Source organism: Jannaschia donghaensis, from assembly GCF_001403795.1.
Lineage (GTDB): Bacteria > Pseudomonadota > Alphaproteobacteria > Rhodobacterales > Rhodobacteraceae > Jannaschia > Jannaschia donghaensis.
In genome coordinates this window covers 622,247-646,144 of sequence record NZ_CXSU01000011.1, presented here as the reverse complement: position 1 = coordinate 646,144, position 23,898 = coordinate 622,247, and the positions used below count along the sequence as shown (strand labels likewise).

21 protein-coding genes are annotated in these 23,898 nt (G+C 65.1%); 12 read left to right on the top strand and 9 right to left on the bottom strand.

Translation table 11 applies throughout. From position 1 onward, the window contains the following. Nucleotides 1-23: 23 nt before the first annotated feature. The 3 genes from dnaN (at nucleotide 24) to gyrB (ending at nucleotide 4,749) form a co-directional block, all read left to right on the top strand. Entirely contained in the window at nucleotides 24-1,142 is a 1,119-nt protein-coding gene (gene dnaN / locus JDO7802_RS07590) for a DNA polymerase III subunit beta (protein ID WP_055084161.1), read from the top strand. Next, entirely contained in the window at nucleotides 1,135-2,238 is a 1,104-nt protein-coding gene (gene recF, locus JDO7802_RS07585; RefSeq protein ID WP_055084158.1) for a DNA replication/repair protein RecF, read from the top strand. Before dnaN ends, recF begins: the two co-directional genes overlap by 8 nt. A 96-nt stretch (nucleotides 2,239-2,334) precedes the next feature. Continuing rightward, nucleotides 2,335-4,749, top strand: a complete 2,415-nt coding sequence (gyrB, locus tag JDO7802_RS07580; RefSeq protein WP_055084157.1) for a DNA topoisomerase (ATP-hydrolyzing) subunit B — start codon at nucleotides 2,335-2,337, stop codon at nucleotides 4,747-4,749. Nucleotides 4,750-4,782: 33 nt separating this feature from the next. On the opposite strand, the gene JDO7802_RS18690 is transcribed toward gyrB, so the two are convergent. The 7 genes from JDO7802_RS18690 to JDO7802_RS07555 all read right to left on the bottom strand — a co-directional run bounded on the left by JDO7802_RS18690 (nucleotide 4,783) and on the right by JDO7802_RS07555 (nucleotide 12,925). Further along, nucleotides 4,783-4,911, bottom strand: coding sequence for a hypothetical protein (locus tag JDO7802_RS18690; RefSeq protein WP_275934851.1), 129 nt, complete (start codon nucleotides 4,909-4,911; stop codon nucleotides 4,783-4,785). Between the two features lie 154 nt (nucleotides 4,912-5,065). Beyond that, complete coding sequence (locus JDO7802_RS07575; RefSeq protein WP_144430552.1) at nucleotides 5,066-5,974, bottom strand: sterol desaturase family protein; 909 nt, start codon at nucleotides 5,972-5,974, stop codon at nucleotides 5,066-5,068. Nucleotides 5,975-6,151: 177 nt separating this feature from the next. Continuing rightward, a complete protein-coding gene (locus JDO7802_RS07570) occupies nucleotides 6,152-9,454 on the bottom strand; it encodes an error-prone DNA polymerase (RefSeq protein ID WP_055084153.1) in 3,303 nt (1,100 codons plus the stop codon). After that, nucleotides 9,447-9,740, bottom strand: a complete 294-nt coding sequence (locus JDO7802_RS17945) for a hypothetical protein (protein ID WP_144430551.1) — start codon at nucleotides 9,738-9,740, stop codon at nucleotides 9,447-9,449. The genes JDO7802_RS07570 and JDO7802_RS17945 overlap by 8 nt, the downstream gene beginning before the upstream one ends. Beyond that, the gene (locus JDO7802_RS07565; RefSeq protein ID WP_083481070.1) at nucleotides 9,724-11,319 is read right to left on the bottom strand and encodes a Y-family DNA polymerase; all 1,596 of its coding nucleotides are present in this window, start codon (nucleotides 11,317-11,319) and stop codon (nucleotides 9,724-9,726) included. The genes JDO7802_RS17945 and JDO7802_RS07565 overlap by 17 nt, the downstream gene beginning before the upstream one ends. Beyond that, entirely contained in the window at nucleotides 11,204-11,893 is a 690-nt protein-coding gene (locus tag JDO7802_RS17940; RefSeq protein ID WP_055084150.1) for an ImuA family protein, read from the bottom strand. The genes JDO7802_RS07565 and JDO7802_RS17940 overlap by 116 nt, the downstream gene beginning before the upstream one ends. Nucleotides 11,894-12,010: 117 nt before the next feature. Then, on the bottom strand, nucleotides 12,011-12,925 hold the full coding sequence (locus tag JDO7802_RS07555; RefSeq protein ID WP_055084148.1) for a zinc ABC transporter substrate-binding protein: 915 nt from the start codon (nucleotides 12,923-12,925) through the stop codon (nucleotides 12,011-12,013). Between the two features lie 58 nt (nucleotides 12,926-12,983). Here JDO7802_RS07555 and JDO7802_RS07550 point away from each other — a divergent pair, with 58 nt between their 5' ends. The 4 genes from JDO7802_RS07550 (at nucleotide 12,984) to JDO7802_RS07535 (ending at nucleotide 17,540) form a co-directional block, all read left to right on the top strand. Then, the gene (locus JDO7802_RS07550) at nucleotides 12,984-13,460 is read left to right on the top strand and encodes a helix-turn-helix domain-containing protein (RefSeq protein WP_055084146.1); all 477 of its coding nucleotides are present in this window, start codon (nucleotides 12,984-12,986) and stop codon (nucleotides 13,458-13,460) included. A 2-nt stretch (nucleotides 13,461-13,462) separates the two neighbouring features. Then, the gene (locus JDO7802_RS07545) at nucleotides 13,463-14,206 is read left to right on the top strand and encodes a metal ABC transporter ATP-binding protein (protein ID WP_055084822.1); all 744 of its coding nucleotides are present in this window, start codon (nucleotides 13,463-13,465) and stop codon (nucleotides 14,204-14,206) included. Next, on the top strand, nucleotides 14,203-14,997 hold the full coding sequence (locus JDO7802_RS07540; RefSeq protein ID WP_222836398.1) for a metal ABC transporter permease: 795 nt from the start codon (nucleotides 14,203-14,205) through the stop codon (nucleotides 14,995-14,997). Before JDO7802_RS07545 ends, JDO7802_RS07540 begins: the two co-directional genes overlap by 4 nt. Nucleotides 14,998-15,104: 107 nt before the next feature. After that, the gene (locus JDO7802_RS07535) at nucleotides 15,105-17,540 is read left to right on the top strand and encodes a GcvT family protein (RefSeq protein WP_055084142.1); all 2,436 of its coding nucleotides are present in this window, start codon (nucleotides 15,105-15,107) and stop codon (nucleotides 17,538-17,540) included. A 29-nt stretch (nucleotides 17,541-17,569) separates the two neighbouring features. Here JDO7802_RS07535 and hemN read toward each other — a convergent pair whose 3' ends face one another. Beyond that, the gene (gene hemN, locus JDO7802_RS07530; RefSeq protein WP_055084820.1) at nucleotides 17,570-18,913 is read right to left on the bottom strand and encodes an oxygen-independent coproporphyrinogen III oxidase; all 1,344 of its coding nucleotides are present in this window, start codon (nucleotides 18,911-18,913) and stop codon (nucleotides 17,570-17,572) included. 70 nt (nucleotides 18,914-18,983) lie between these two features. On the opposite strand from hemN, the gene fnrL reads away from it, so the two are divergent. After that, a complete protein-coding gene (gene fnrL, locus JDO7802_RS07525) occupies nucleotides 18,984-19,715 on the top strand; it encodes a transcriptional regulator FnrL (protein ID WP_055084140.1) in 732 nt (243 codons plus the stop codon). Nucleotides 19,716-19,771: 56 nt separating this feature from the next. Here the strand turns inward: fnrL and JDO7802_RS07520 are convergent, their stop codons facing one another. After that, a complete protein-coding gene (locus JDO7802_RS07520) occupies nucleotides 19,772-20,203 on the bottom strand; it encodes a universal stress protein (RefSeq protein ID WP_055084138.1) in 432 nt (143 codons plus the stop codon). A gap of 208 nt (nucleotides 20,204-20,411) precedes the next feature. On the opposite strand from JDO7802_RS07520, the gene ccoN reads away from it, so the two are divergent. The 4 genes from ccoN to ccoP form a co-directional block, all read left to right on the top strand. After that, complete coding sequence (gene ccoN / locus JDO7802_RS07515) at nucleotides 20,412-22,007, top strand: cytochrome-c oxidase, cbb3-type subunit I (RefSeq protein WP_055084136.1); 1,596 nt, start codon at nucleotides 20,412-20,414, stop codon at nucleotides 22,005-22,007. A 4-nt stretch (nucleotides 22,008-22,011) separates the two neighbouring features. Next, on the top strand, nucleotides 22,012-22,848 hold the full coding sequence (ccoO, locus tag JDO7802_RS07510; protein ID WP_083481067.1) for a cytochrome-c oxidase, cbb3-type subunit II: 837 nt from the start codon (nucleotides 22,012-22,014) through the stop codon (nucleotides 22,846-22,848). 10 nt (nucleotides 22,849-22,858) lie between these two features. After that, nucleotides 22,859-23,101, top strand: a complete 243-nt coding sequence (locus JDO7802_RS07505) for a CcoQ/FixQ family Cbb3-type cytochrome c oxidase assembly chaperone (RefSeq protein WP_055084134.1) — start codon at nucleotides 22,859-22,861, stop codon at nucleotides 23,099-23,101. Further along, nucleotides 23,098-23,898 (top strand): cytochrome-c oxidase, cbb3-type subunit III (gene ccoP / locus JDO7802_RS07500; RefSeq protein WP_055084132.1); only part of this gene is annotated, 801 nt, incomplete at its 3' end. The genes JDO7802_RS07505 and ccoP, both read left to right, overlap by 4 nt.

The window sequence follows — 23,898 nt, the reverse complement described above, 5'->3', positions numbered from 1 at the left end:
CTCCGATTACCGAGGTTCGAGCCATGAAATTCTCCATCGAGCGCGCCGCGCTTCTTGATGCCGTCAGCCAGGCGCAGGCCGTCGTCGAGCGACGCAACACCATCCCGATCCTGGCCAACGTTCTGATGGAGGCCGACGGCGATGGAGTCAGCTTCAAGGCGACCGACCTCGACATCGAGGTGATCGACAAGGCCGTCGCGCAGGTCGAACGTCCGGGCGGAACGACCGTTTCGGCGGTCCTGTTCCACGAGATCGTGCGCAAGCTGCCCGATGGGGCGCTGGTGCAGGTGGCCGAGGATCAGGCGCAGGGACGGCTCGACATCACCGCCGGCCGGTCGCACTTTTCGCTGGCGACGCTGGCGAAGGAAGACTTTCCCGTCATGGCGTCTTCGGATTATTCCGCGAACTTCAGTTGCAAGGCCAGCGTGCTGCGCCGCCTGTTCGACAAGACACGCTTCGCCATCTCGACTGAAGAGACGCGGTATTACCTCAACGGCGTCTACATGCACGTAGCCGAGGCCGACGGCGGCCGCAAATTCCGCGCCGTGGCGACCGACGGACACCGTCTGGCCCGCGTCGATGCCGACCTGCCCGACGGGGCCGAGGAGATGCCAGGCGTCATCGTGCCCCGCAAAACCGTCGATCAGGTGCGCAAATTGCTGTCGGACGATGATGCGCAGATCGCGGTGTCGGTATCCGAAACCAAGATCCGCTTCGCCACGCCTGACATCACCCTGACCTCCAAGGTCATCGACGGTACGTTCCCGGATTATGCCCGCGTCATCCCGCAGGGCAACACGCGCGAATTGAAAGTCGACGCCAAGGATTTCGCCAAGGCCGTCGACCGCGTGGCCACAGTGTCTTCCGAACGCTCCCGCGCGGTGAAGTTGATGCTGGACGAAGACCGGCTGACGCTTTCGGTGAACGCCCCCGACTCGGGCAATGCCGAAGAAGAAATCGCGGTCGCCTATGCCGACGAGAAGTTGGAGATCGGCTTCAACGCGAAATACCTTCAGGAAATCGCCGCGCAGGTCGATCTGGAGATGGCGACGTTCCTGTTCAACAATGCGGGCGATCCGGCCCTGATGCGCGAAGGCGACGACCTGTCGGCGATCTACGTCGTCATGCCGATGCGTGTCTGAGACGGTCGCGGGCCGCGTCACGACGCTGGCCCTGTCGCACTTCCGCTCGCACCGGCGCACCCGCCTGACGTTCGATGCACGCCCCGTCGCAGTTCACGGACCGAACGGAGCGGGCAAGACCAACCTTCTGGAAGCCGTGTCCTTGCTGTCGCCGGGGCGCGGCATGCGCCGCGCGCAGGCCGAGGAGATTATCCGCAAGCCCGAGGCGATCGGCTGGCGCATCGCCGCGGACCTGGCGGGGCACGAAGTGGAGCTGCGGGCCGAACCCGGTGCGCCACGCACAACCCAGATCGACGGCAAGGCCGCGCCGCAGATCGCGCTGGCCCAACTGGCGCGGGTGCTGTGGCTGGTGCCGTCGATGGACCGTCTCTGGCTGGAAGGGGCGGAGGGGCGGCGACGGTTTCTCGACCGCATGACCCTGAGCTTCCTGCCCGATCACGGCGAGGGCGTGCTGGCCTACGAAAAGGCGATGCGCGACCGGAACCGACTGCTCAAGGACGGGGTCCGGGATGCGCATTGGTTCGATGCCCTGGAAGTTCAGATGGCGCGGCACGGGGCTGGCATCCACGACCGCCGTGCGCAGGCCCTGACGCGACTCAAATCCGCTCAGACCGAGGATGGGCCCTTCCCCGCCGCCACGTTGACCCTGACGCACGCCGAAGACGTCGCGCCGCAGACCGAAACGGCGCTGCGCGATGCCTTCGCCCGGTCCCGCCCCCGCGACATGGCCGCGGGCCGGACACTCGTGGGCCCGCACCGCGCCGATTTGCTTGGCCGGTACGCCGCCAAGGACATGGACGCCCGGCTGTGTTCCACCGGGGAACAGAAGGCCCTGCTGATCTCGCTGATCCTTGCCAATGCACGGGCGCTGAAGACCGGAACGGGTGTGGCCCCGATCCTGCTGCTGGACGAAGTGGCCGCGCATCTGGATGCCGAGCGGCGCGCGGCGCTCTATTCCGAACTGCTGGACCTGGGCGGTCAGGCGTTTCTGACCGGCACCGGGTCGGAGCTGTTTTCCGAATTGGGCGAGGCCGCGATGCACCTTCACGTCGCCGATGCCGGCGGAACCAGCGAGACCACGGAAATCGACGTCTGATTTCATCACGGTCCGGGCACAAAATATGGTGCCGTTCCCGTGACACTGCCCCCCAAAATGCGTATATCTTGCGCAACAGAACGGGAAAAAACACAGATGTCCGATCAAGAGCCAGTGCCGCAGGAATACGGCGCGGATTCCATCAAGGTTCTCAAAGGCTTGGAGGCGGTTCGCAAACGCCCCGGCATGTACATCGGCGACACCGACGACGGATCGGGCCTGCATCACATGGTCTATGAGGTGGTCGACAACGGCATCGACGAGGCGCTGGCCGGTCACGCGACCTATGTCACCGTCAAGATCCACGCCGATTCCAGCGTCTCCGTCCGCGACAACGGACGCGGTATTCCCGTCGGCATTCACGAGGAAGAGGGCGTCTCGGCGGCCGAGGTCATCATGACCCAGCTGCACGCGGGCGGGAAATTCGACCAGAATTCTTACAAGGTGTCGGGTGGTTTGCACGGCGTCGGCGTGTCCGTGGTCAACGCCCTGTCGAACTGGCTGGAACTGCGCGTCTGGCGCGACGGCAAGGAACACGTCGCCCGGTTCGAGCATGGCGACACGGTCAAGCATCTGGAAATCGTCGGCGACACCAAAGAGACGGGGACGGAGGTGCGATTCATGGCCTCCCTCGATACGTTCTCGAACCTGGATTACATCTTCAAGACGTTGGAAACGCGCCTGCGCGAACTGGCGTTCCTGAACTCCGGCGTGCGTATCGTTCTGGAAGATCACCGGCCGGCGGAGCCATTGCGCAGCGAGCTGTTCTACGAAGGCGGCGTGCGCGAATTCGTGAAATATCTCGACCGCTCCAAGACGGCCGTGATGGATGCGCCGATCTACATGGAAGGCGAACGCGACGGCATCGGCGTAGAGGTCGCGATGTGGTGGAACGACAGCTACAACGAGATGGTCCTGCCGTTCACCAACAACATTCCCCAGCGCGATGGCGGCACGCATCTGGCGGGCCTGCGCGGTGCGTTGACGCGGACGATCAACCTCTATGCGCAATCCAGCGGTATCGCCCGCAAGGAGAAGGTCAGCTTCACCGGCGACGACGCCCGCGAAGGGCTGACCTGCGTGTTGTCGGTCAAGGTGCCGGATCCGAAATTCTCCAGCCAGACCAAAGACAAGCTGGTCTCGTCCGAAGTGCGTCCGGCGGTCGAGAACCTCGTGAACGAGAAACTGGCCGAATGGTTCGAGGAGAATCCCCAGGTCGCAAAGCAAGTCGTCGGCAAGATCATTGAGGCCGCCTTCGCCCGCGAAGCCGCGCGAAAGGCGCGGGAACTGACACGCCGCAAGACGGCAATGGACGTCGCGTCCCTGCCCGGCAAGCTGGCCGATTGTCAGGAAAAGGACCCGTCCAAGGCGGAGCTGTTCCTGGTCGAGGGCGACTCGGCCGGTGGATCGGCCAAACAGGGCCGCGCGCGTCAGAACCAAGCCGTGCTGCCCCTGCGCGGCAAGATCCTGAACGTGGAGCGTGCGCGCTTCGACCGGATGCTGGGCAGCCAGGAAATCGGCACACTCATCACCGCGATGGGCACCGGCATCGGGCGCGATGAATTCAACGTAGACAAGCTGCGCTATCACAAAATCATCATCATGACCGACGCGGATGTCGACGGCGCGCACATTCGCACGCTGCTGCTGACGTTCTTTTACCGTCAGATGCCGCAGATCATCGAGAACGGGCACCTTTATATCGCGCAACCTCCGCTGTTCAAAGTCGGCCGTGGCCGGTCAGAGGTTTATCTGAAGGATCAGACCGCGCTGGAGGATTATCTGGTGCAGCAAGGCACCGATGGCGCAACTTTGCTGCTGCCGTCGGGCGAGGAGATCGCAGGAAATGACCTGGACCGGGTGATTCAGGGCGCGCGCAATTTCAAACGCATCCTGGACGCCTTTCCCACGCATTATCCGCGTCATATTCTGGAACAGGCCGCCATGGCCGGTGCCTTCGAGGCGGGTCAGGCGGATTCGGATCTGCAGGGCGTCGCGGATGCCGTGGCCAAGCGACTGGACCAGGTGGCCGAGGAATACGAGCGCGGCTGGCAGGGCCGCATTACGCAAGATCACGGTATCAAGCTGGCCCGCGTGCTGCGCGGGGTCGAAGAAGTGCGCACGCTGGACGGGGCCGTTTTGCGGTCGGGCGAGGCACGCAAGCTCGCCCAGGTTTCGAGCGAGAACCGCGAAGTCTACCGCGATCCAGCCCGTCTAATCCGCAAGGATCGCGAGAATATGGTGCATGGGCCGACGGATCTGCTCAACGCCGTGCTGGCAGAGGGCGAGAAGGGTCTGACGCTTCAACGCTACAAGGGTCTGGGAGAGATGAACCCCAGTCAGCTGTGGGAAACAACGCTGGACCCGGAGGCCCGTACGCTCTTGCAAGTGAAGGTCGAGGATATCGCCGAGGCCGACGACGTCTTCACCAAGCTGATGGGCGACGTGGTGGAACCGCGGCGCGAGTTCATTCAGGACAATGCCCTGAGCGTCGAGAACCTAGACTTTTGATTGGGCAGAGGCGGCCGGTGGCCGCCTCTCCGATCAGACGATGGTCTTGCGAAGAAGGCGGGCCGCGAAGGACCGAGGTGCCCAGGCAAGGACGGCGAACCGGACGATCGCCATGAGGATGCCGAAGGATGCGGCGAGAATTGTGGCTTCCAGTATGGTCATGACAAATCCCTTACAAACTTTCGCCTTATTTGCCCGATTCATGTGGCGGCATTTGGGCCGAATTGCACACCGCACGGACACGCTGCGGCTGCTGACGCAGCTTTGGCGCGTCAGGCAGGACAGTTGAGGGGGGGGATTGCCGGGTTTTCGCCGGTCAGGTCGGGTCGCCTTGCCCCGTGATGGCTTCGGGCGCATCCTCTTTGGGTGCGGTCTTCCAGCTGAAGATCGAAGCGGCCCCGGATGTGATCTTCCGATAGGCCCTCGGCGTGAACATGTACCCGAGCTGTGCGCGCAGGGTCCGGTCGATATCGTCCGTGACGCCCAGCGGCGAGGTGCACGGGCCTGGAACGCGGTAGGTGCCGAATGCCCGATCGAAGATCGAAAACACGGTGGCGAAGTTCGTCTGGAAGAACCGTTCGTCCAAGCTGTGATGCCAGCGGTGCATCGCCGGGGATACGAAGACATGGCTCGCCCGGCCGTAGGTCCAGGGCAGGTCGGCGTGGATCAGGTAGCCATAGTAGTGTCGCACGAGGGAGTTCGCGATGATGGCGAAGGCGGGAAACCCGAGGAGGAGGAGAACGGAGGAGTCGATGGCGAAGGTCGTCAGCCGATTGACGGGGTGAAACCGCTGCAGCGTAAGCCAGGTCATCTCCTCGTCCGAATGATGGACCGCGTGGCTGGGCCAGAGGATCGGAGTATGCTCCAACCGATGGCGCCAGTATCCGGTGAAATCCCCGATGAAGATCGCCACCAGCATGATGACCAGCGGGTCCAGAACGGACCAGTCCATCGGCACGAAGATCGCATAGCCGTTCCCGACCACCAGATTGTGCGACCACTGCGAGAACAGGACGAGCCCCGGCGCGACGAAGAGGAGGTTGAACATCATCAGCTTAATGTTCAGCGACGTTTCGGGAACGGCGCGCCGCATGTCGGTGAAAAGCTGTCGGCCCTTCGTCAGCATCCCGATCGCCAGGAAGGCGAGCGCCGGCCATATCAGTTTGGCGATCGCCTCCATCCCGTTCTGTGCGGATTGAACGAAGAGGTCCTGTATGTACTGCATGTCGCCACCTGCTTGATCGCCTTCGGGTGCAGTCCCCCGGGAGGCATGGTTCTTTTCGCGACTGCGACCTTGGCGCGAACCTAGAAGGCTGAATGACGTCGCGTCGATAGGACGGGTCGAGTTGTCATCATTTCGCTTGGATGTGTGACTCGATATCCGCAGGTTTTCGCGATGAAATCAGTGAAAATCGCGCGATTTCGGAATGACGCGCACGTCGCGGGGGTGCCGGCCGCCGTGCTGCGGCACGGGCCGCGCCACCTCGTCCCCGCGGCCCAAAGTCGGGCCAAGCTCGTCCGCCGAAAGATTGGCCAACGCATCGTTGCGGTCCAAGATATCGTGGGCCACGACGTGCAGGACGGCCCCGTCGTATTGCACGTGTCCGTGCACCGCCATCAGCCGCGCGGACATGATCGCCTTGCGGAATCGTTTGAACAGGTCGGGCCAGACGACGATGTTCACCACGCCCGTTTCGTCCTCCAGGGTGATGAAACAGACGCCCTTGGCACTGCCCGGTTTCTGGCGGATCAGGACCAGCCCTGCGACCGAGACCTTCTGATTGAAGCGGCAGCTGCGCAGATCGACCGCCGCCGTATATCCGCCCCGGTCCATCGCGCGACGCATGAAGCCGACGGGATGCGCCTTCAGCGACAGACGCGCGGTCTGGTAGTCGGCGACCACCTGTTCGCGCATCGGCATGTCGGGCAGAATATGCACCGGCTCCGCCCCGACGTCCGGCGCATCCTCGTGGGTGAACAGCGGCAGGTCCGGCCCCGAGCGGATGGCCTTCGCGTCCCAAAGCGCGGCGCGCCGATCCTGCCCGCAAGAACGGAAAGCATCGGCATTGGCCAGGATTTCCATCCCGCGCTTGTCGATCCGGGTGCGTCGCCGCAAATCATCGACACCGGCGAACGGGGCCATGCGCGCCGCGACCAGACGCCCCGCATTCTCCTCCCGAAATCCCGAGAGCTGCCGCAGCCCCAGGCGCAGGGCGAAGACACCGGGCGACACGGGCTCCAGCGTGTTGTCCCAAGCCGAGTAGTTCACGTCGATCGTGCGGATCTCCACGCCCGCCCGCCGGGCCATATCGACGATCTGCGCGGGCGCGTAGAACCCCATGGGCTGCGAGTTCAGAAGCGCGCAGGCGAAGACGTCGGGATGGTGGCACTTGAGATAGCTGGACACATAGACCAGATGCGCGAAACTGGCGGCATGGCTTTCGGGGAAGCCGTATTCCCCAAATCCCTCGATCTGGCTGAAGCACCGGGCGGCGAAATCGCGTTCGTACCCGCGATCCACCATTCGGTCGATCATCCGTGCCTTGTGCCGGGTGATATCCTCCTTCGACCGAAAGGTGGCCATGGCTCGGCGCAGACCGTTGGCTTCGGCACCCGAAAACTCGGCGGCGACGATAGCGATTTTCATCGCCTGTTCCTGAAAGATGGGCACACCCAAGGTTCGCGAAAGAATGTTCTTCAACTCGTCCTGATCATAGCGGGGACCAGGTGTCGGATATTCCGGAGTTTCGGCCCCGCGCCGGCGCTTGAGGTAGGGATGCACCATATCGCCCTGGATCGGGCCGGGACGGACGATGGCGACCTGGATCACCAGATCGTAGAACACCCGCGGCTTCAGCTTGGGCAGCATCGCCATCTGCGCCCGGCTTTCCACCTGGAACACCCCCAGGGAATCGCCACGACACAGCATGTCATAGGTCGCCGTGTCCCCCTCCTTCACCGTGGCCAGATCCATCTCGATGCCGTGATGATCCCGCAGCAGGCCGAAGGATTTTGCGATGCAGGTCAGCATTCCCAGCGCCAGAACGTCCATCTTGAAGATACCCAGCGCGTCGATGTCGTCCTTGTCCCATTCGATGAACGTCCGCTCCGGCATCGCCCCGTTGCCGATGGGCACGGTGCGGGTCAGCGGATGCTGCGTCAGGATGAACCCGCCCACGTGCTGTCCCAGATGTCGCGGCATCCCGATCAGCATGTCGGTCAGCCGGATCGCCTGCCGGATCCTCGGATCCGTCAGGTTCACGCCCGAATCCTCCAGGTGCATATCGTCGACCGACCGACCCCAACTGCCCCAGACGGTCTTGGCCAGCGCGGTTGTCACGTCTTCGGACAGGCCCAGCACCTTGCCCACCTCCCGGATCGCCATGCGGGGGCGGTAGTGGATGACCGTGGCGCACAGGCCCGCATGTTCGCGGCCGTAGCGTTCGTAGATATGCTGGATCACCTCCTCGCGCCGCTCGTGCTCGAAGTCGACGTCGATGTCGGGCGGCTCGTTGCGGTCGGCGGACAGGAACCGCTCGAACAGCACCTCGTTGAGGGCGGGATCCACGGACGTGATTTCCAGACAGAAGCAGACGGCGGAATTGGCAGCGGACCCGCGCCCCTGACACAGGATGCCAGCACCCCGGCCGAAGGAGACGATTTCCTGGATGGTGATGAAATACCGCGCAAGATCGCGTCCGGCGATGAACGTCAGCTCCATCTCGATGGCGTCGCGCACCTTCTGCGGGATGCCGTCCGGGTATCGCCGCGCAGCCCCGTCTTCGGTCAGGATGCGCAGGTGTTCGTCTGGGGTGCGCCCCGCCGGAATGTGATCTTCGGGATATTCATAGCTCAGTTGTCCGAGGTCGAAGTCCAGCTGTTCGGCGATCCGCAGGCTTTCCCGGATCGCGTGGGGCCAGCGCGCGAACAGGCGGATCATCTCCTCGGGCGACTTGAGGTGACGCTCGGCATTGGGCGACAGGTGGAACCCCGCCTCCGACAGCTTCACCTTCTCGCGGATGCAGGTCATCACGTCCTGCAGCGGGCGCCTTTCGGGGGTGTGATACTGTACGTCGTTCGTCGCCAGAAGACGAAGCCCGTGTCCGCGCGCCAGCCGGTCCAGCCGTTCGATGCGCGCATGATCGTCCCCGCGATAGAGATGCGTCGCGGCTATGTGCGACAGCGACGGCAGCTTGGCCGTCAGGCGCGGCAGATCCGCCTCGAACGCGGCCAGATCGTCGGGGGGCAGGACGATCAAGATCGTCCCCGTCTGATGGGCGGCCAGATCCGCAAGGCTCAGATCGCATTGCCCCTTGGCCTGCCATTCCCCGTCCAGACCGCGCATTCGCCCCTTGGAAATCAGCGCGCAAAGGTTGCCATAAGCGTCGCGGTCGCGGGGATAGGCCAGAAATTCGGTGCCACAGGCCAGCACGATCCGCGTGCCGATCAGGGGCTTCATCCGGGTCTTGCCGACTTCGACATGCATCCGCACGATGCCGGCCATGGAATTGCGATCCGCGATCCCAATCCGATGGTATCCCATTTTCCAGGCGGTCAGCGCCAGATCGACGGCGTCGGACGCCCCGTGCAGGAACGAGAAACAAGATGCCATCCCCAGTTCCACGAAGGGGGCGGGCCGATTCTCGGTGAACTCCTGTTCGGGGTCGAGGGTGCGGCGATCGGGGGTGAGGGGCTGATCAGGCATGGGTCAGCGCAGGGAACGAGTGAAATGGGTATTTTCGGTCAGAAGAAGACAGAGGTAACGCGCCATTAAGGACGTCGCGCCATTGTGTGCCTGCGCCGCAGGCTGAGGAGCCGATGACCTTGTCAGGAAAAGGCTTTTCGTTGCCCGTGCCGCCAAGCTGATGCAGGGCGCGGCAGGCTGGATCAGCTTGCGGTCTTCTGGCCGGAAATACCTCCGCCGAAGGCTCCGACATCGGCAACGCGCCAAGATTTTGAAACAGCAGCACAGGCTCACGCGAAAAGACCATGCAGGAACCAATCCGGGGTATCGCCACGCCCGTCCCCCAGGATACCTTCGCGGAACAGCCAGTAGCGTTCCCCCGCCTCCACCTCCACCTTGTAGTAGTCGCGCAGCCGCGTGCCGGGCCGCGCGCGCCACCATTCGGGCGCGATGCGTTCGGGGCCTTGGTGGCGGCGGATGACATAGGGTTTACGGCGCCATTTGAACCGCACGGGCGGCCCTTCGGGCACGGCATACAGCACTTCGATACGTTCGGGCGCGTGCAGCAGGCGGACGGGCCGTTCACGGGACGCGGCGATCATCCCGCCGCCGCCCAATCCGCCGGGGGCCAGCAGGTCGGCACGGCGGACGGCCGGCGACCAGGCATCGGCGCGTTCGGGCAGGTGACTTTCGCGCGGATCGGGCAGCTGCACCGCCTGCGGGCCCAGCCGAACCGCCAGACGATCGATCAGCGTGGCAAGCGCGACATCCGATTGCACGCCCCCGTCCAGCCGGATCTGCGCGGCCGACAGCGGTTCGGGGCGCAGTGCCTCAAGGCTCAGCGTGTCGAAGCCGAAGCCTGCGTCCAAACTCTCGAAATGGCGCGCCATCAGGTTGAGCAGATGCGCGGGGTCGCGGCTGGCTTGTGAACATCCCGTCTCGAAGCGGCTGGCGGTGCCGTCGGTGCGATACAGCTCCAGCCGGATGCCGCGCAGCCCCTGCCCCGCATCCGCCATTTCGGCGCAGAGCATTCCCAGCGGTTCCGGCAACAGCGGCTGCGGGTCCATCACAGGCTCGGCCAGGCGGTGCACGACGCGAAACCGCTGCGGCGGGGCGGGGCTGACGATGGGTTCGGGCAGGTCGCCGGTCATCTGGTCCAGCCGGCGCAGCGGCGTCATCAACGCGCGCCCATCACGGCCGAAGCGGCGCTCCAAAGTGGCGCGCGGGATCAGCATCAAATCCCCGATGCGCTTGATGCCCAAGCGGCGCAGGGTCAGAAGCGTCGCCCCGTCCAGCCGCAGGGCCGCGACCGGCAGCATCGCCAACCGCGCCTTCAATGCGGACGGCCCGCAGTTTTCACGCAGATCGCCGTAGCGGGCCAGCGCCCAGGCGGCCCCGTGGGTGGGGGCCACGGCAAGACGCGCGTCCTGTCCCAGATCGGCCAGGCGCATTTCCATGTCGGCCAGTATCGCCGCCTCCCCACCCCAAAGATGGTCGGAGCCCGTCGTGTCGAGCACCAGGCCGTCCGCCCCGTCGGACGCGGACCACGGACACCAGCGCCGGGACCAGAGTGTCAGGCGGCGCAGCGCTTCCGCGTCACCGCGCAGGTCGGCCTCCACCACCTGCAGTTCGGGCGTCAGGGCGCGGGCATCGGTCAGGCGCATGCCCCGCTTGGTCCCCCCCGTCAGGGCCGCCGGGTTGGCGGCATGGACGACGGGGCCGTGGGGGCCGGGCGCAGCCAGGACCAGGGGGGCATCGGCATCGGGGCCGTCAGCCGCCTCCTCCCACGGAGCGCAAGGCAGGCTGGGCTGCGCGGTCGTCACCCTCTCCCAGCGCGCGATCGGGAAGCGCGGCAACCAGATCGACACGATGCGCCGCCGGGTCATGTCCGGCCACCCAGGTGGCGGGGGCACCGCGCCGCGTGCGAAACAGATCGGCGAGCCAACGCGCCCGACCCGGCGCGCGCGCGTCCCACGGATTGTCGGACGATCGCGTCGCACTCACCCGCCAGCGGTCGGGCGCGACCGACAGATCGGCCACCCCGTCGGGCCGCAGCAGCCAAAAGGGCACGCCCGATTGGCGCGAGCGCAGGGCAAGACGTTTGGTTGCCGTAAAATCGAGAGCCTTGGGGTTCCCCCAGATCTCGCCCACGACAGCGGACAGTGCGGCGCATTCCAGACCCTCCTCCATCGCCCAGAGCGCATCGGCGGCCGATCGGGCCGCGATGCGCAGAATGGGCATGTTCAACCCGAGTTCCGCGATCCCCCGCTGACAGGGCACGCCGCCTTCCTGTGCGGCGCGCGCCTCCTGCACCCAAAGGACGGGGCCTTTCCCGCCGGGCATCCGGGCCAAAACGGCATCCATCTGCGCCAGAACCAGACCCGTCCCAGCCCCGTCCCGCGTGCTGCAGAACGTTTCGGTAAAGGCAGGCGGCGCAGGGTCCGAGGCGGAAGACGTCATGGAGGCAGCACCGGAGAATCGCTTAATGTTCTTGTTATGTTCTAGTTTTGAATCGCACTTGTCGAGTCCCCTTCTTGATCCTCGAACCAAGACGGCGGGTCAGATCGCCGAACAACGTCAGCGGGACAGACAGTCTTCCAGGGCCGTGGCGATGCTACGCAGCAGCGTCGGATAAAGAGTCATGCCGGGCTGCAGCGTCGCCCCCAGCGGGTCCAGAACGCCGGCGCGCGCTTCTGTCCCTTCGGTCAACGTCTCGACCAGGCCGGGGTCGAACTGCGGTTCGGAAAAGACGCAGACGGCCTTGGCCGTGGTGACGACATCGCGCAACCTGGCCACCTGACCGGCCGACGGCGGAACCGCATCGCTGACCGAGATCGCGCCAAGCGACGGCATGTCGAACCGCGTCTCGAACCCGTGGTAAGCGTCGTGAAACGTGATGTAGCCGCGCCCCCGCACCGGTTCCAGCTGCGCCCGAACCTCCACCACAAGGGTGTCGAGTTCGGCCTTCCCGGCCTCCGCATTGGCCGCATAGATGATCGCGTTTTCGGGGTCCGCCTCGGCCAGCACGTCCGCGATCCTGTCCAGCCACAGCTTGCCCGTCACGGGATCGAGCCAGGCATGTGGATCGATGTCCCCGTGGTCGTGGCCATCGTGATCGTCATGCGCATCGTTATCCACGTCGTCGTCATGATCTTCCTCGGCCCCCTCGGGCGCGCCCGCCGCGGTTTCCAGCAATTCGACGGACATCGCATCGGAGGCCAGGCTGTCCACGGCGCGGTCCAGCCACGGGGCCAAGGCGGTCCCCACCCAAAACACAATGTCCGCCCGCGCCAAAGCGTCCGCTTCCGACGGGCGCATCGCGTGACCGTGTGGCGACACACCGGCCGGGATCAGCAACCTGGGGTTCCCCACACCGTCCATCACGCGCGCGACCATCGAATGCACGGGACCGATATCGGCGACGACGGCGGGCACATCGGCGACGGCCGGAAAGGTCAGGCAGGCAAGAAGCGGCGCAAGGCGAGGGATCATGGGGCTCTCCGAATGACGGTCGCTTGATAGAAGTGATGTTATAATATATCAACCCTCCATGACACCCATCGGGTTCGAAACCCACGATCATTCCGACTGTATCGAAAGCGCGCTGGCCGCGACGGATGCCCGCTGCGCCGACGAGGGGCTGCAGTTGACCCCGATCCGTCGCCGGGTGCTGGCGATTCTGCTGCGCAATCATCGCGCGATGGGGGCCTACGAAATTCTCGACGTACTGCGCGACGACGGGCTGAAGCCGCAACCGCCGGTGGCTTACCGCGCGCTCGACTTCCTTGTTACGCATGGTTTCGCGCACCGCGTCGAGCGCTTGAACGCCTTCGTCGCCTGCAGCGCGCCCGAAAAGCGTCATGCCCCGGTTCTGCTGATCTGCCGCAACTGCGCCGCCGTGGCCGAAACCCAGGCCGACAGCGACGCGGCACTGGGCCAGGCCGCCGCCGGAACAGGGTTTACCGTCGAAAGCGCCGTGCTGGAGGCGGAGGGACTCTGCCCCGGATGCCAGGCGACCCCCGCGTGACACTGCCGCTGATCCGGACTGAAAACCTCGACGTTCGCCAAGGTGGGCGCCTGGTTCTGCATGGCATCGATCTGAGCATCCGCGCGGGCGAAATCGTGACGCTCGTCGGGCCGAACGGGTCCGGCAAGTCCACGCTGCTGCGCGCGATGATCGGGGCCGTCGCGCCATCCGCGGGGCGCGTCGTGCGCGCGCCGGACCTTCGCATCGGATACGTCCCGCAAACCCTGTCCACCGATCCGCACCTGCCGATGACGGTGCGCCGTTTCCTTGGCCTGCCGCATGCGATCACCGACACGCAGGCGCAGGCGGCCCTGCACCGCGCCGGATTGCCACACGCCGGTCGCCAGCAATTGGCGGACCTGTCGGGGGGGCAGCGGCAACGCATCCTTCTGGCGCGCGCGTTGCTCCACGATCCGCATCTGCTGATCCTGGACGAGCCGACGCAGGGGCTCGACCAGCCGGGCTCCGCCGCCTTCTATCGGCAGATCGCGGCGATCCGCGCCGAAACGGGATGCGCCGTCCTGATGGTCAGCCACGAATTGCACGTCGTCATGGCCGCGTCCGACCGCGTCATCTGTCTGAACGGTCATGTCTGCTGCGAAGGACACCCGGAGCATGTGGCCTCGGCCCCGGAATACCGCGCGCTGTTCGGCACTGGCACCGGCGGGGCTCTGGCCCTCTACCGCCACGAACATGGTCACGACCATCACCACGACCATTCGCACACGGATGATGAACACGCGTGATGCTTCTCGACAGTTTCCTGATCCGCGCGGCCCTGGCCGGCCTCGGTGTCGCGCTGGCGGCCGGCCCTTTGGGGTGTTTCGTCGTCTGGCGGCGCATGGCCTATTTCTCGGATGCGACGGCGCATGCATCGATCCTCGGGGTGGCACTGGCCGTCGCGGTGGACGCGCCGGTGTTCGGCGGGGCGCTGGTCGTGGCGCTTTTGATGGCGCTGGCCGTCTCGACGCTGGCCGATCGCGGCACGGCGAGTGATACGATCCTGGGGGTCACGGCCCATGCTGCGCTGGCCCTGGGCCTGGTCACAGCCTCCCTCCTGCCGAACGTGCGGATCGATTTGATGGGCTATCTGTTCGGCGACATCCTATCGGTCACGAAGGCCGACCTTGCCCTCGTGTGGATCGGCGCCCTTGTCGTGGCCGGGTTGCTGACATGGCGATGGTCAGCCTTGTTGACGGCGACGCTGGGCGCGGATCTTTCGCGGGCCGCGGGCATCGACCCCAAGCGCGAGCAATTGTTCCTGACGATCGCGCTGGCCGTGGTGGTCGCCTGCGGGATCAAGGTCGTCGGCGCGCTTTTGATCGGGGCCCTGCTGCTGATCCCGGCGGCGACGGCGCGCCCCTTTTGCCGCACACCGGAACGCATGGCGGGCCTTGCCGCATTAATCGGCATGGTCTGCGCGGCCCTGGGCGTGGTCGGCTCGCTTTACGTCGACACGCCAGTCGGCCCAAGCATCGTCAGCATCGCATTCGGGTTCTTCGTGCTGTCCCGCCTCTGGTCGCCGCGTCTTCGCTAGGTCTGCCACCGACATGGGCGGCGATGCCGGCCACGAAATCCTTGCGTTTCGCAGACATCGGGCCATCAAGGACACAGGCCAAAGTTTTCTGAAAGGATACCGACCAGATGCGGGATCAGGCACGGGTCGTCGTCATCGGCGGCGGAATCGCGGGATGCTCCGCGCTCTATCATCTGACGCAGGAAGGCTGGACCGACGTCATGTTGATCGAGCGGGACGAGCTGACGTCCGGCACGACCTGGCATTCCGCCGCGCAAGTCACGAACTTCGGCATGACGCAGACAATGGTGGGGCTGAAGTCTCATTCCATCTCGCTCTACAAGGATCTGCGCGACGATGCCGACTATCCGGTGGGCTACAACTTCGGCGACGGCGGCATCCGGTTGGCGAACACACAGGCGCAGATGGATGGCTACCGCCACTTCACTTCGATGGCCGCCGGGATGGACGTGGAGTTCGAAGTCATCGACGCCGCCGAATGCGCCCGGCGTCATCCTCTGATCTCGACCGACAACCTTCTGGGGGGGCTGTGGGATCCGACGGATGGGCACATCGATCCCGCCCAGCTGTGCCAGGCGCTGGCCCGCCGCGCGCGGCTGGCGGGGGCGGAGGTCAACCGTCACACGCAGGTCACCGGGCTGACGCAACACGCCGACGCCACTTGGACCGTTCATACCGACAAGGGCGACGTGCGATGCGACGTCGTGGTCAACGCGGGCGGATACCGCTGCAACGAGATCGGCGCGATGATGGGGGTAAGCCACCCCGTTGCGTCGATGGAACATCAGTATTTCCTGACCGAAGATATCCCAGCCATCGCCGACGCCGGGCATCGGATGCCGCTGCTGCGCTGCCCGATCAGCGACTATTACTGCCGTCAGGAAAAAGGCGGGCTGCTTTTGGGGTTCTACGAACAGGATTGCCGGACCTGGGGCATGGACGGGATCGATCCGCATTTCACCAACGCGCTCTGCCCCGATGATCTGGACCGGGTGACCGACGTGCTGGAAGGGGCCTTCGAACGAATGCCCGCGCTGATGGAAACGGGGATCCGGGAGGTTGTGAATGGACCGATCACCTATACAATCGACGGCGCGCCCCTGGTCGGACCGGTCCCCGGCAAGCGGAACGCCTTCTGCATCATCGGTTTGCGCGCCGGTCTGGGCGAAGGGGGCGGCCATGGCTGGCTTCTGGCCCAGCAGATCGTGCACGGCGAAGCGGAATACGACACCTGGATCATCGATCCCCGGCGGTTCACGGGCCATGCGACCGTTGAGTTGACGGCATTGAAGGCCGTCGAGGATTACCAGAACGAATTCCGGTTCCACTTCCCCCACGAACATCGCCCGGCGGGCCGGCCGATGAAGACCACGCCGCTGACGCCGCTCCTGCTGGGCGAAGGGGCCGAAATGGGAACCGTGAATGGCTGGGAACGGGTCGATTACATCAAACCGGCACCCGATTTCACGGAAACACTCGGCTATCATTTCAACGAGGTTCACGCCCTCGTCGCCGCCGAGGTGCAGGCCGTCGCCACCGGCGTGGGCCTGACCGAAGTGTCCGGCTTCAACCGCTTCGAATTGACCGGCACTGACACCCATGCCTTTCTCGACCGGATGGTCTGCGGGACAGTCCCGCGCAGGCCGGGGCGCGTGGGCCTTGGGTACCTGCTCAACCATCACGGTATGCTCAAGGCAGAAGCGACGCTGATCAACCTACCCGCATCCGACCGTGGCCCGGAGCGCGTCTGGTACGGATCGGCCGCGGCGTCGGAATTTCACGACATGGATTGGCTGACGTCGCATCTGCGCCCCAGCGAGGACGTCACGATCCGGTCGTTGACCAATGCTCAGACCATCCTGGTTCTGGCGGGCCCGCGTGCCCGCGACGTGCTGTCGGCGGTGGCGCGGGGCGATTGGTCCAGGGAAGCATTCCCTTGGCTTTCGGCACGCGAGACGCACATCGGGATCGCGCCCGCGACCGTTCTGGGTGTCAGTTTCTCGGGCGAATTGGCCTACGAGTTGCACATCCCCAACCAGAACCTGCAGGCCGCCTACGCGGCATTGCGCAAGGCGGGGGCCGCGCACGACCTGCGGCTGTTCGGGTCACGGGCCGTGGAGTCGATGCGGATGGAGAAAGGGTTTCTGCACTGGAAGGCGGACATCTTGACCGAATTCGATCCGTTCGAAACCGGTCTGGACCGCTTCGTGAAGCTGGAGAAGCCGGACTTCGTGGGCAAGGACGCGCTGGTGACACGCGCGGCCGCGGGCCACCGGAAAACACGCGTCACGCTGGCGATCGACTGCGATCACGCGCCGGGCCTTGGGGGTGCGTCGGTCCGTCGCGACGGGCGGATCGTGGGCACCGTCACGTCCGGCGATTGGGGGCACCGGACCAGATTGAACCTGGCCTATGCCTTCGTGGACCCCGACCTTGCCGAACCGGGAACGGCGCTGCACGTCGATATCGTCGGCGACCCCGTGCCCGCGAAGATCATCGCACCGTCACCCTACGACCCGGGATTCGACCGAATGCGATCCTGACAGCCCTCTGCACAGCGACCCGCACGACGTCAAACCGCGACGCTGTGCCTGCCTTCGGGGGCGGCGTAAGCGTCCATTTCCATGGCGATCATGCGCGCGATGTGCCGCGCGTCCCGCCTGAGACGCAGAATGCCGTCGCCCCCGATCCGGGCGGCGTCGGGCCAGGCCTGCGCCGCGCGGCCGATCATCCGACGCACCGCGACCGGGTCGTGGAACCGGGCCGGATCGACCGTGAAATCGCAAAGCAGCCGCTCGATCACCGCGCCCTCCAGCCGGTCCGATGGTTTGAGCGCATGTCCCCGCACCGTCGCAAGCCGCCCCTGCACCAAGCGCGCCTTCCAATCGGCGGTTCGGCTGGCATTCTGAACGAAGCCCTGCGGCAGGCAGGAGATTGCGGACGCCCCAAGCCCGATCAGGGTCGACGCGGAATCGACGGTGTAGCCCTGGAAATTGCGCCGCAGCGTTCCGTCCTGTGCGGCGCGGGTCATCGGATCGTCGGGCCGTGCAAAATGGTCGATGCCGACACGGCGGTACCCCGCATCGCGAAAACGACCGGCGGCAAGGCGCGTCAGGTTCAGACGCATGGCCGGACCGGGCAAATCCGCCTCCCGGATCATGATCTGACGTTTGGACGCCCAGGGAACATGGGCATAGCCATAAAGCGCCAGTCGATCGGGGGTCAGCGAAAGGGCAAGCTCGATCGTTCGCGCCAGCGTCTCGCCGGTCTGATGGGGCAGACCATAGAGCAGGTCCAGATTGATCGCCGCGATGTCCCGCGCCCGCAACCCATCGACGGCCGCCTGCGTCTGGGCAAAACCCTGCGGGCGCCCGATGGCGGCCTGAACCTTCGGCTCGAAATCCTGCACGCCAAGGCTCGCCCGCGTGACGCCGCCGGCGGCAAGCGCGTCCAGCCGGGCATCGTCCAGTTCGGTCGGGTCCACCTCCACCGAAATCTCGACGCCCGGGGTGCGGGGAAACGCGCGGTCCAGCATCGCGAACAGCCGCGCCATCAGGCGGGGGGGCAGAAACGTCGGTGTGCCACCCCCAAGGTGAAGATGTCCGACCCGGAGGCCGGGCGGCAACGCCGTCGCGACCAGCGCGATCTCCCGCTCCAACGCATCGAGATAGGGTGCCAGCGGCGCGACCGTCTTCGCCCCCTGCGTACGGCACGCGCAGAACCAGCAGAGCCGACGGCAAAACGGAATATGAACGTAGATGGACACAGGCTCGGACGGGTCGACCCGGCCAAGCCAGGCCAGTGCCTGATCCGGCCCCACGGACGCGGTGAACTGCGTCGCCGGCGGATAACTGGTATAACGGGGCGCGCGGCCAGCCAGGGCACGGGCGGTGGACGGTGCGATGTCATCTGTCATGGAACCCAGACTTGCCGTGACGTTCCGGCGTCCGCCTTGATGTGCATCAAACCGCGTGGAATGAAGGGTCATGACCCGCATCGACCTTCAGCTTGCCAAGTCGGATTGCAATCAGTGCCCGATCCGGCACCGCGCCGTCTGCGCCAGTTGCGACGGCCCCGAACTCGACCGGCTGGCTTCGATGAAGTCGTACCGGTCGTGGAAGGCCGGGGAAACGATCGTGCTGGAAGGCGATGCTCTGCCCTTCGTCGCATCCATCGTCATCGGTTGCGCCACGCTGACCCGTTCGATGGAGGATGGTCGGATGCAGATGGTCGGTCTGTTGTTGCCGTCGGATTTCGTCGGCCGGCCCGGTCGCGCCGCGGCCCCCTACGAAGTCGTCGCGGCCACCGACGTTACCATGTGCATGTTCGACCGCCCCGCATTCGAGACGATGATGGCCGAAACCCCCCATGTCGCAGGTCGGCTGCTGGAAATGTCGCTCGACGAATTGGACGCGGCGCGCGACTGGATGCTCGTCCTCGGGCGCAAGACAGCGCGGGAAAAAGTGGCGACTTTGCTGGCCATCGTGCTGCGTCGCGCCTCCACCGCTGCGCGCCCGCTGCGCGCCGATCTGCCGCTGACGCGCGAGGCGATGGCCACCTATCTGGGTCTGACGATCGAAACCGTCAGCCGCCAGATCAGTGCGTTGAAAAAAGACGGCGTTATCCGCCTGGACGGCAAGCGGGGCGTTCTGTGCGACGATCTTTCCGTCCTGATGACCGAAGCCGGAGACGACGAGGATGGCGGCCTCGTAGACTGAGCATCGGTTCGACGACCCGTCCGAACTTACTGGCCTGAATTCTACTGGCCCTAGTCCTACTGGATCGTCAGGATCGGGCATTTCGCATGGGCCGTCAGCTTTTGCGACACGCTGCCCATGACCAGACCCTTCAACGTGCCCAACCCACGGCGTCCGGCAACGATCAGATCGGCATCGGTGGCGGTCGCGTAGCCCAGGATGGCTTCGGCCGGGCTGCCGTCCAACGTCTGCGCCGATGCGGAAAGACCGGCGTCGGCGGCGATGGCCTCTGCCCGGTCCAGCACCGCTTTGTTGTGGGCTTCGAAGTCGGGGCCGCGCACCGGCATTTCGATTGCGGAGGCCCCCATCGCGATCGCCGTCGTCGGCACCTCCGGAACATAGACGATCTCAAGCGTGCCGCCGTATTTCTCGGCCATGTCGGCGGCCACGCGCAGCGCCTTTTCGGCATGGTCGGAGCCGTCGAACGTCGCCAGGATCTTCTTGAACATCGGGCCGTCCTCCAAGGGTGAGCCTCGACGATCGACCGTCTGTCCGCCGGTCGCAATGACATGGATCAATCCGCCGACACCCCCCGACCGAAAGGATGCGCCGCGATCGGCCCCCGCTTGACCCAGATCAAGGCCGCCCGCGCGCGACTCACCTAGCCGTCGGGGCAAGAGGGTCCGTGATGGCGGCCCCCGGACGGAAGGGACGCCCATGGACTATCTCAAGATCACGATACTGGCGCTGATCGCGCTCGTGGCCGCGATGGCTGCGAATTTCGCGCAGGACGCGGCCTATATGGTTCACGCCCTCATCATCATGGTGGTGGCCGCAGGGCTGTTCTTCTACACGATCCGCGGCATGGAGGAGCCTGTTCCGACCGGGTATGCCGCCCCCACCGGATACATGGATGGCCCCGTCCGGTTCGGCGTGATCGCCACCGCGGGCTGGGGCGTCATCGGGATGCTGGCGGGCACGTTCATCGCGTTCCAACTGGCGTTTCCGGCGCTCAACTTCGACTGGGGCCAGCCCTTCACGAATTTCGGCCGGTTGCGCCCGCTGCACACGTCGGCGGTGATTTTCGCATTCGGCGGCAACGCCCTGATCGCGACATCCTTCTATATCGTTCAGCGCACGTCGTCGGCCCGGCTCTGGGGCGGCAACCTCGCGTGGTTCGTGTTCTGGGGCTACAATCTGTTCATCGTGCTGGCGGCCACCGGCTATCTTCTGGGGTCCACGCAATCCAAGGAATACGCCGAGCCGGAATGGTACGTCGACATCTGGCTGACCATCGTCTGGGTCGCCTATCTGGCCGTGTTTCTGGGCACGATCATCAAGCGGCGCGAGAAGCATATCTACGTCGCCAACTGGTTCTTCCTGGCCTTCATCGTGACGGTCGCGATGCTGCACATCGTCAACAACCTGTCGATCCCGGTCTCGATCTGGGGCTCCAAGTCGGTGCAGGTCTTTGCCGGCGTGCAGGACGCGATGACGCAGTGGTGGTACGGCCATAACGCAGTCGGCTTCTTCCTTACCGCCGGTTTCCTTGGGATGATGTATTACTTCGTACCGAAGCAGGCGGGGCGCCCGGTTTACAGCTATAAGCTGAGTATCATCCACTTCTGGGCGCTTATTTTTCTCTACATCTGGGCCGGTCCGCACCACCTGCATTACACCGCACTGCCCGACTGGGCCTCTACCCTGGGCATGGTGTTTTCGATCGTGCTGTGGATGCCCAGCTGGGGCGGCATGATCAACGGTCTGATGACGCTGGAAGGGGCGTGGGACAAGATCCGCACCGACCCGATCATCCGCATGATGGTCGCCAGCCTCGCCTTCTACGGCATGTCCACCTTCGAAGGCCCAATGATGTCGATCCGGGCGGTCAATTCGCTGTCCCATTACACCGACTGGACCATCGGGCACGTCCATTCCGGCGCGCTGGGCTGGAACGGGCTGATCACCTTCGCCGCCATCTATTTCCTGACCCCGAAGCTATGGAACCGGGCGCAGATGCATTCGATGCCGGCGATCAACCTGCACTTCTGGTTGGCGACGGTGGGCATCGTCCTCTACGCGGCCTCGATGTGGGTGACCGGAATCATGGAAGGCCTGATGTGGCGCGAGGTGGATGCCAATGGCTTCCTCGTGAACTCCTTCGCCGACACCGTCGAGGCCAAGTTCCCGATGTATGTCGTGCGCGGCCTGGGGGGCGTTCTCTACCTCTCGGGTGCGCTGGTGATGGTCTGGAACATGTGGATGACCATCCGCGCGCCCCAGACGGCCGCAATCGCAACCCCGGCGGAGTGAGATCATGTCCAAGAATCCCCGCGACCCGAACTACGACCCCGCCGACGACCCCAAGGTGGTGACCGCCACCGAGGGTTTGACGGAAGGCGAGGTGCCCAATGAGACCCCCGAGGTGACGGCCAACATCACCTTCCACCAGCGGTTCGAGCGCAACGCGACGCTGCTTCTGGTCGGATCGCTCTTGGTGGTGTCGGTCGGCGGCATCGTGGAGATCGCGCCGCTTTTCTGGCTGGAGAACACCATCGAGGAGGTGGAGGGCATGCGCCCCTATTCCCCGCTGGAGCTGGCCGGGCGCGACATCTACGTGCGCGAGGGCTGCTATGTCTGCCACAGCCAGATGATCCGGCCGATGCGCGACGAGGTCGAACGCTACGGCCATTATTCCCTGGCCGCCGAGTCGATGTACGACCACCCGTTCCAATGGGGGTCAAAACGCACCGGGCCGGACCTGGCCCGCGTCGGGGGGCGGTATTCGGACGAATGGCACGTCGATCACCTGATGGACCCGCAAAGCGTGGTGCCGGAATCGATCATGCCGCAATACGCCTTCCTGGCCGATACCAGGCTGAATACCGATCAGACCCGCGCGCTGGTGGCGACCCATGCCTTCGTCGGCGTTCCCTATACCGATGACATGATCGCCGCCGCCGATGCGGACATCCGCGTTCAGGTGGACCCCTTCGGGGATATCGACGGCCTGCTGGAACGCTATCCCAAGGCGCAGGTCCGCAACTTCGACGGGCTGCCCGCGCTGACCGAAATGGACGCGTTGATCGCCTATCTGCAGATGCTCGGCACGCTGGTGGATTTCTCCACCTTCGAACCCGACGCCAGCCGCTGAGGAACACATCATGGATCTCTATTCACTCCTGCGCGAAATCGCCGACAGCTGGGGCCTTCTGGCGTTCTTCACCTTCTTCGTCGGCATGGCGATCTGGGTCTTCCGCCCCGGATCGCGCGCCCTGCACGACGAGGCGGCGCAATTGGCGTTCAACGACGACCACGCCCCACCGCCGGCGGCCTGCGCGAATGCCTGCCCGGATTGCACCTGCGACCACGGTGCATCCGACCGCGGCCAAAGGAATTCCAAATGACCGACAGGGATACCAAAGGTCGGCGCATCGACGAAGAAACGGGGACCGAAACCACCGGTCACAGCTGGGATGGGATCGAGGAGTTGAACACGCCGCTGCCGCGCTGGTGGCTGTGGACCTTTTACGCGACGATCGTCTGGGGGCTGGTCTATGTCGTCCTGTTCCCCGCTTGGCCGCTCGTGTCCGGGGCGACCACAGGAATCCTCGGTTGGTCGACACGCGCCGAAGTCGCCGCCGACATCGACCGCGTTGCACTTTCGAACGCCGATCTGATCGACAGCCTGGTCGCCACCGACCTGGCCGTGCTGCCCGCCAACGAAGAGTTGCACCGCTTCGCTGTGTCCGCCGGATCCTCCGTCTTCGCCAACAATTGCTCCCAATGTCACGGGCGCGGGGCGGCGGGTGTTCAGGCGGCGGGCTATCCGAACCTTCTTGACGACGATTGGCTTTGGGGGGGCACGCTGGAAGAAATCGCGACGACCGTCCGCCATGGTATCCGCAACGAAGACGATCCCGACGCGCGTTGGTCCCAGATGCCCGCCTTCGACGAGGTCCTGTCGGACGAGGAGATCGCCGCACTGACCGCACACGTCCGCAGCCTGAGCGAGTTGGCCCAGCCGGACGCCGATGGCGCGCTGCTTTACGCCGACAATTGCGCGTCGTGCCACGGCGATGCGGGTCTGGGCGACCGCGAACAGGGCGCGCCCAACCTGACGGATGCGATCTGGCTGTATGGCGGGGACGAGGCGTCGGTCGAATACACCATCCGCAACGCGCGCTTCGGCGTCATGCCGCCG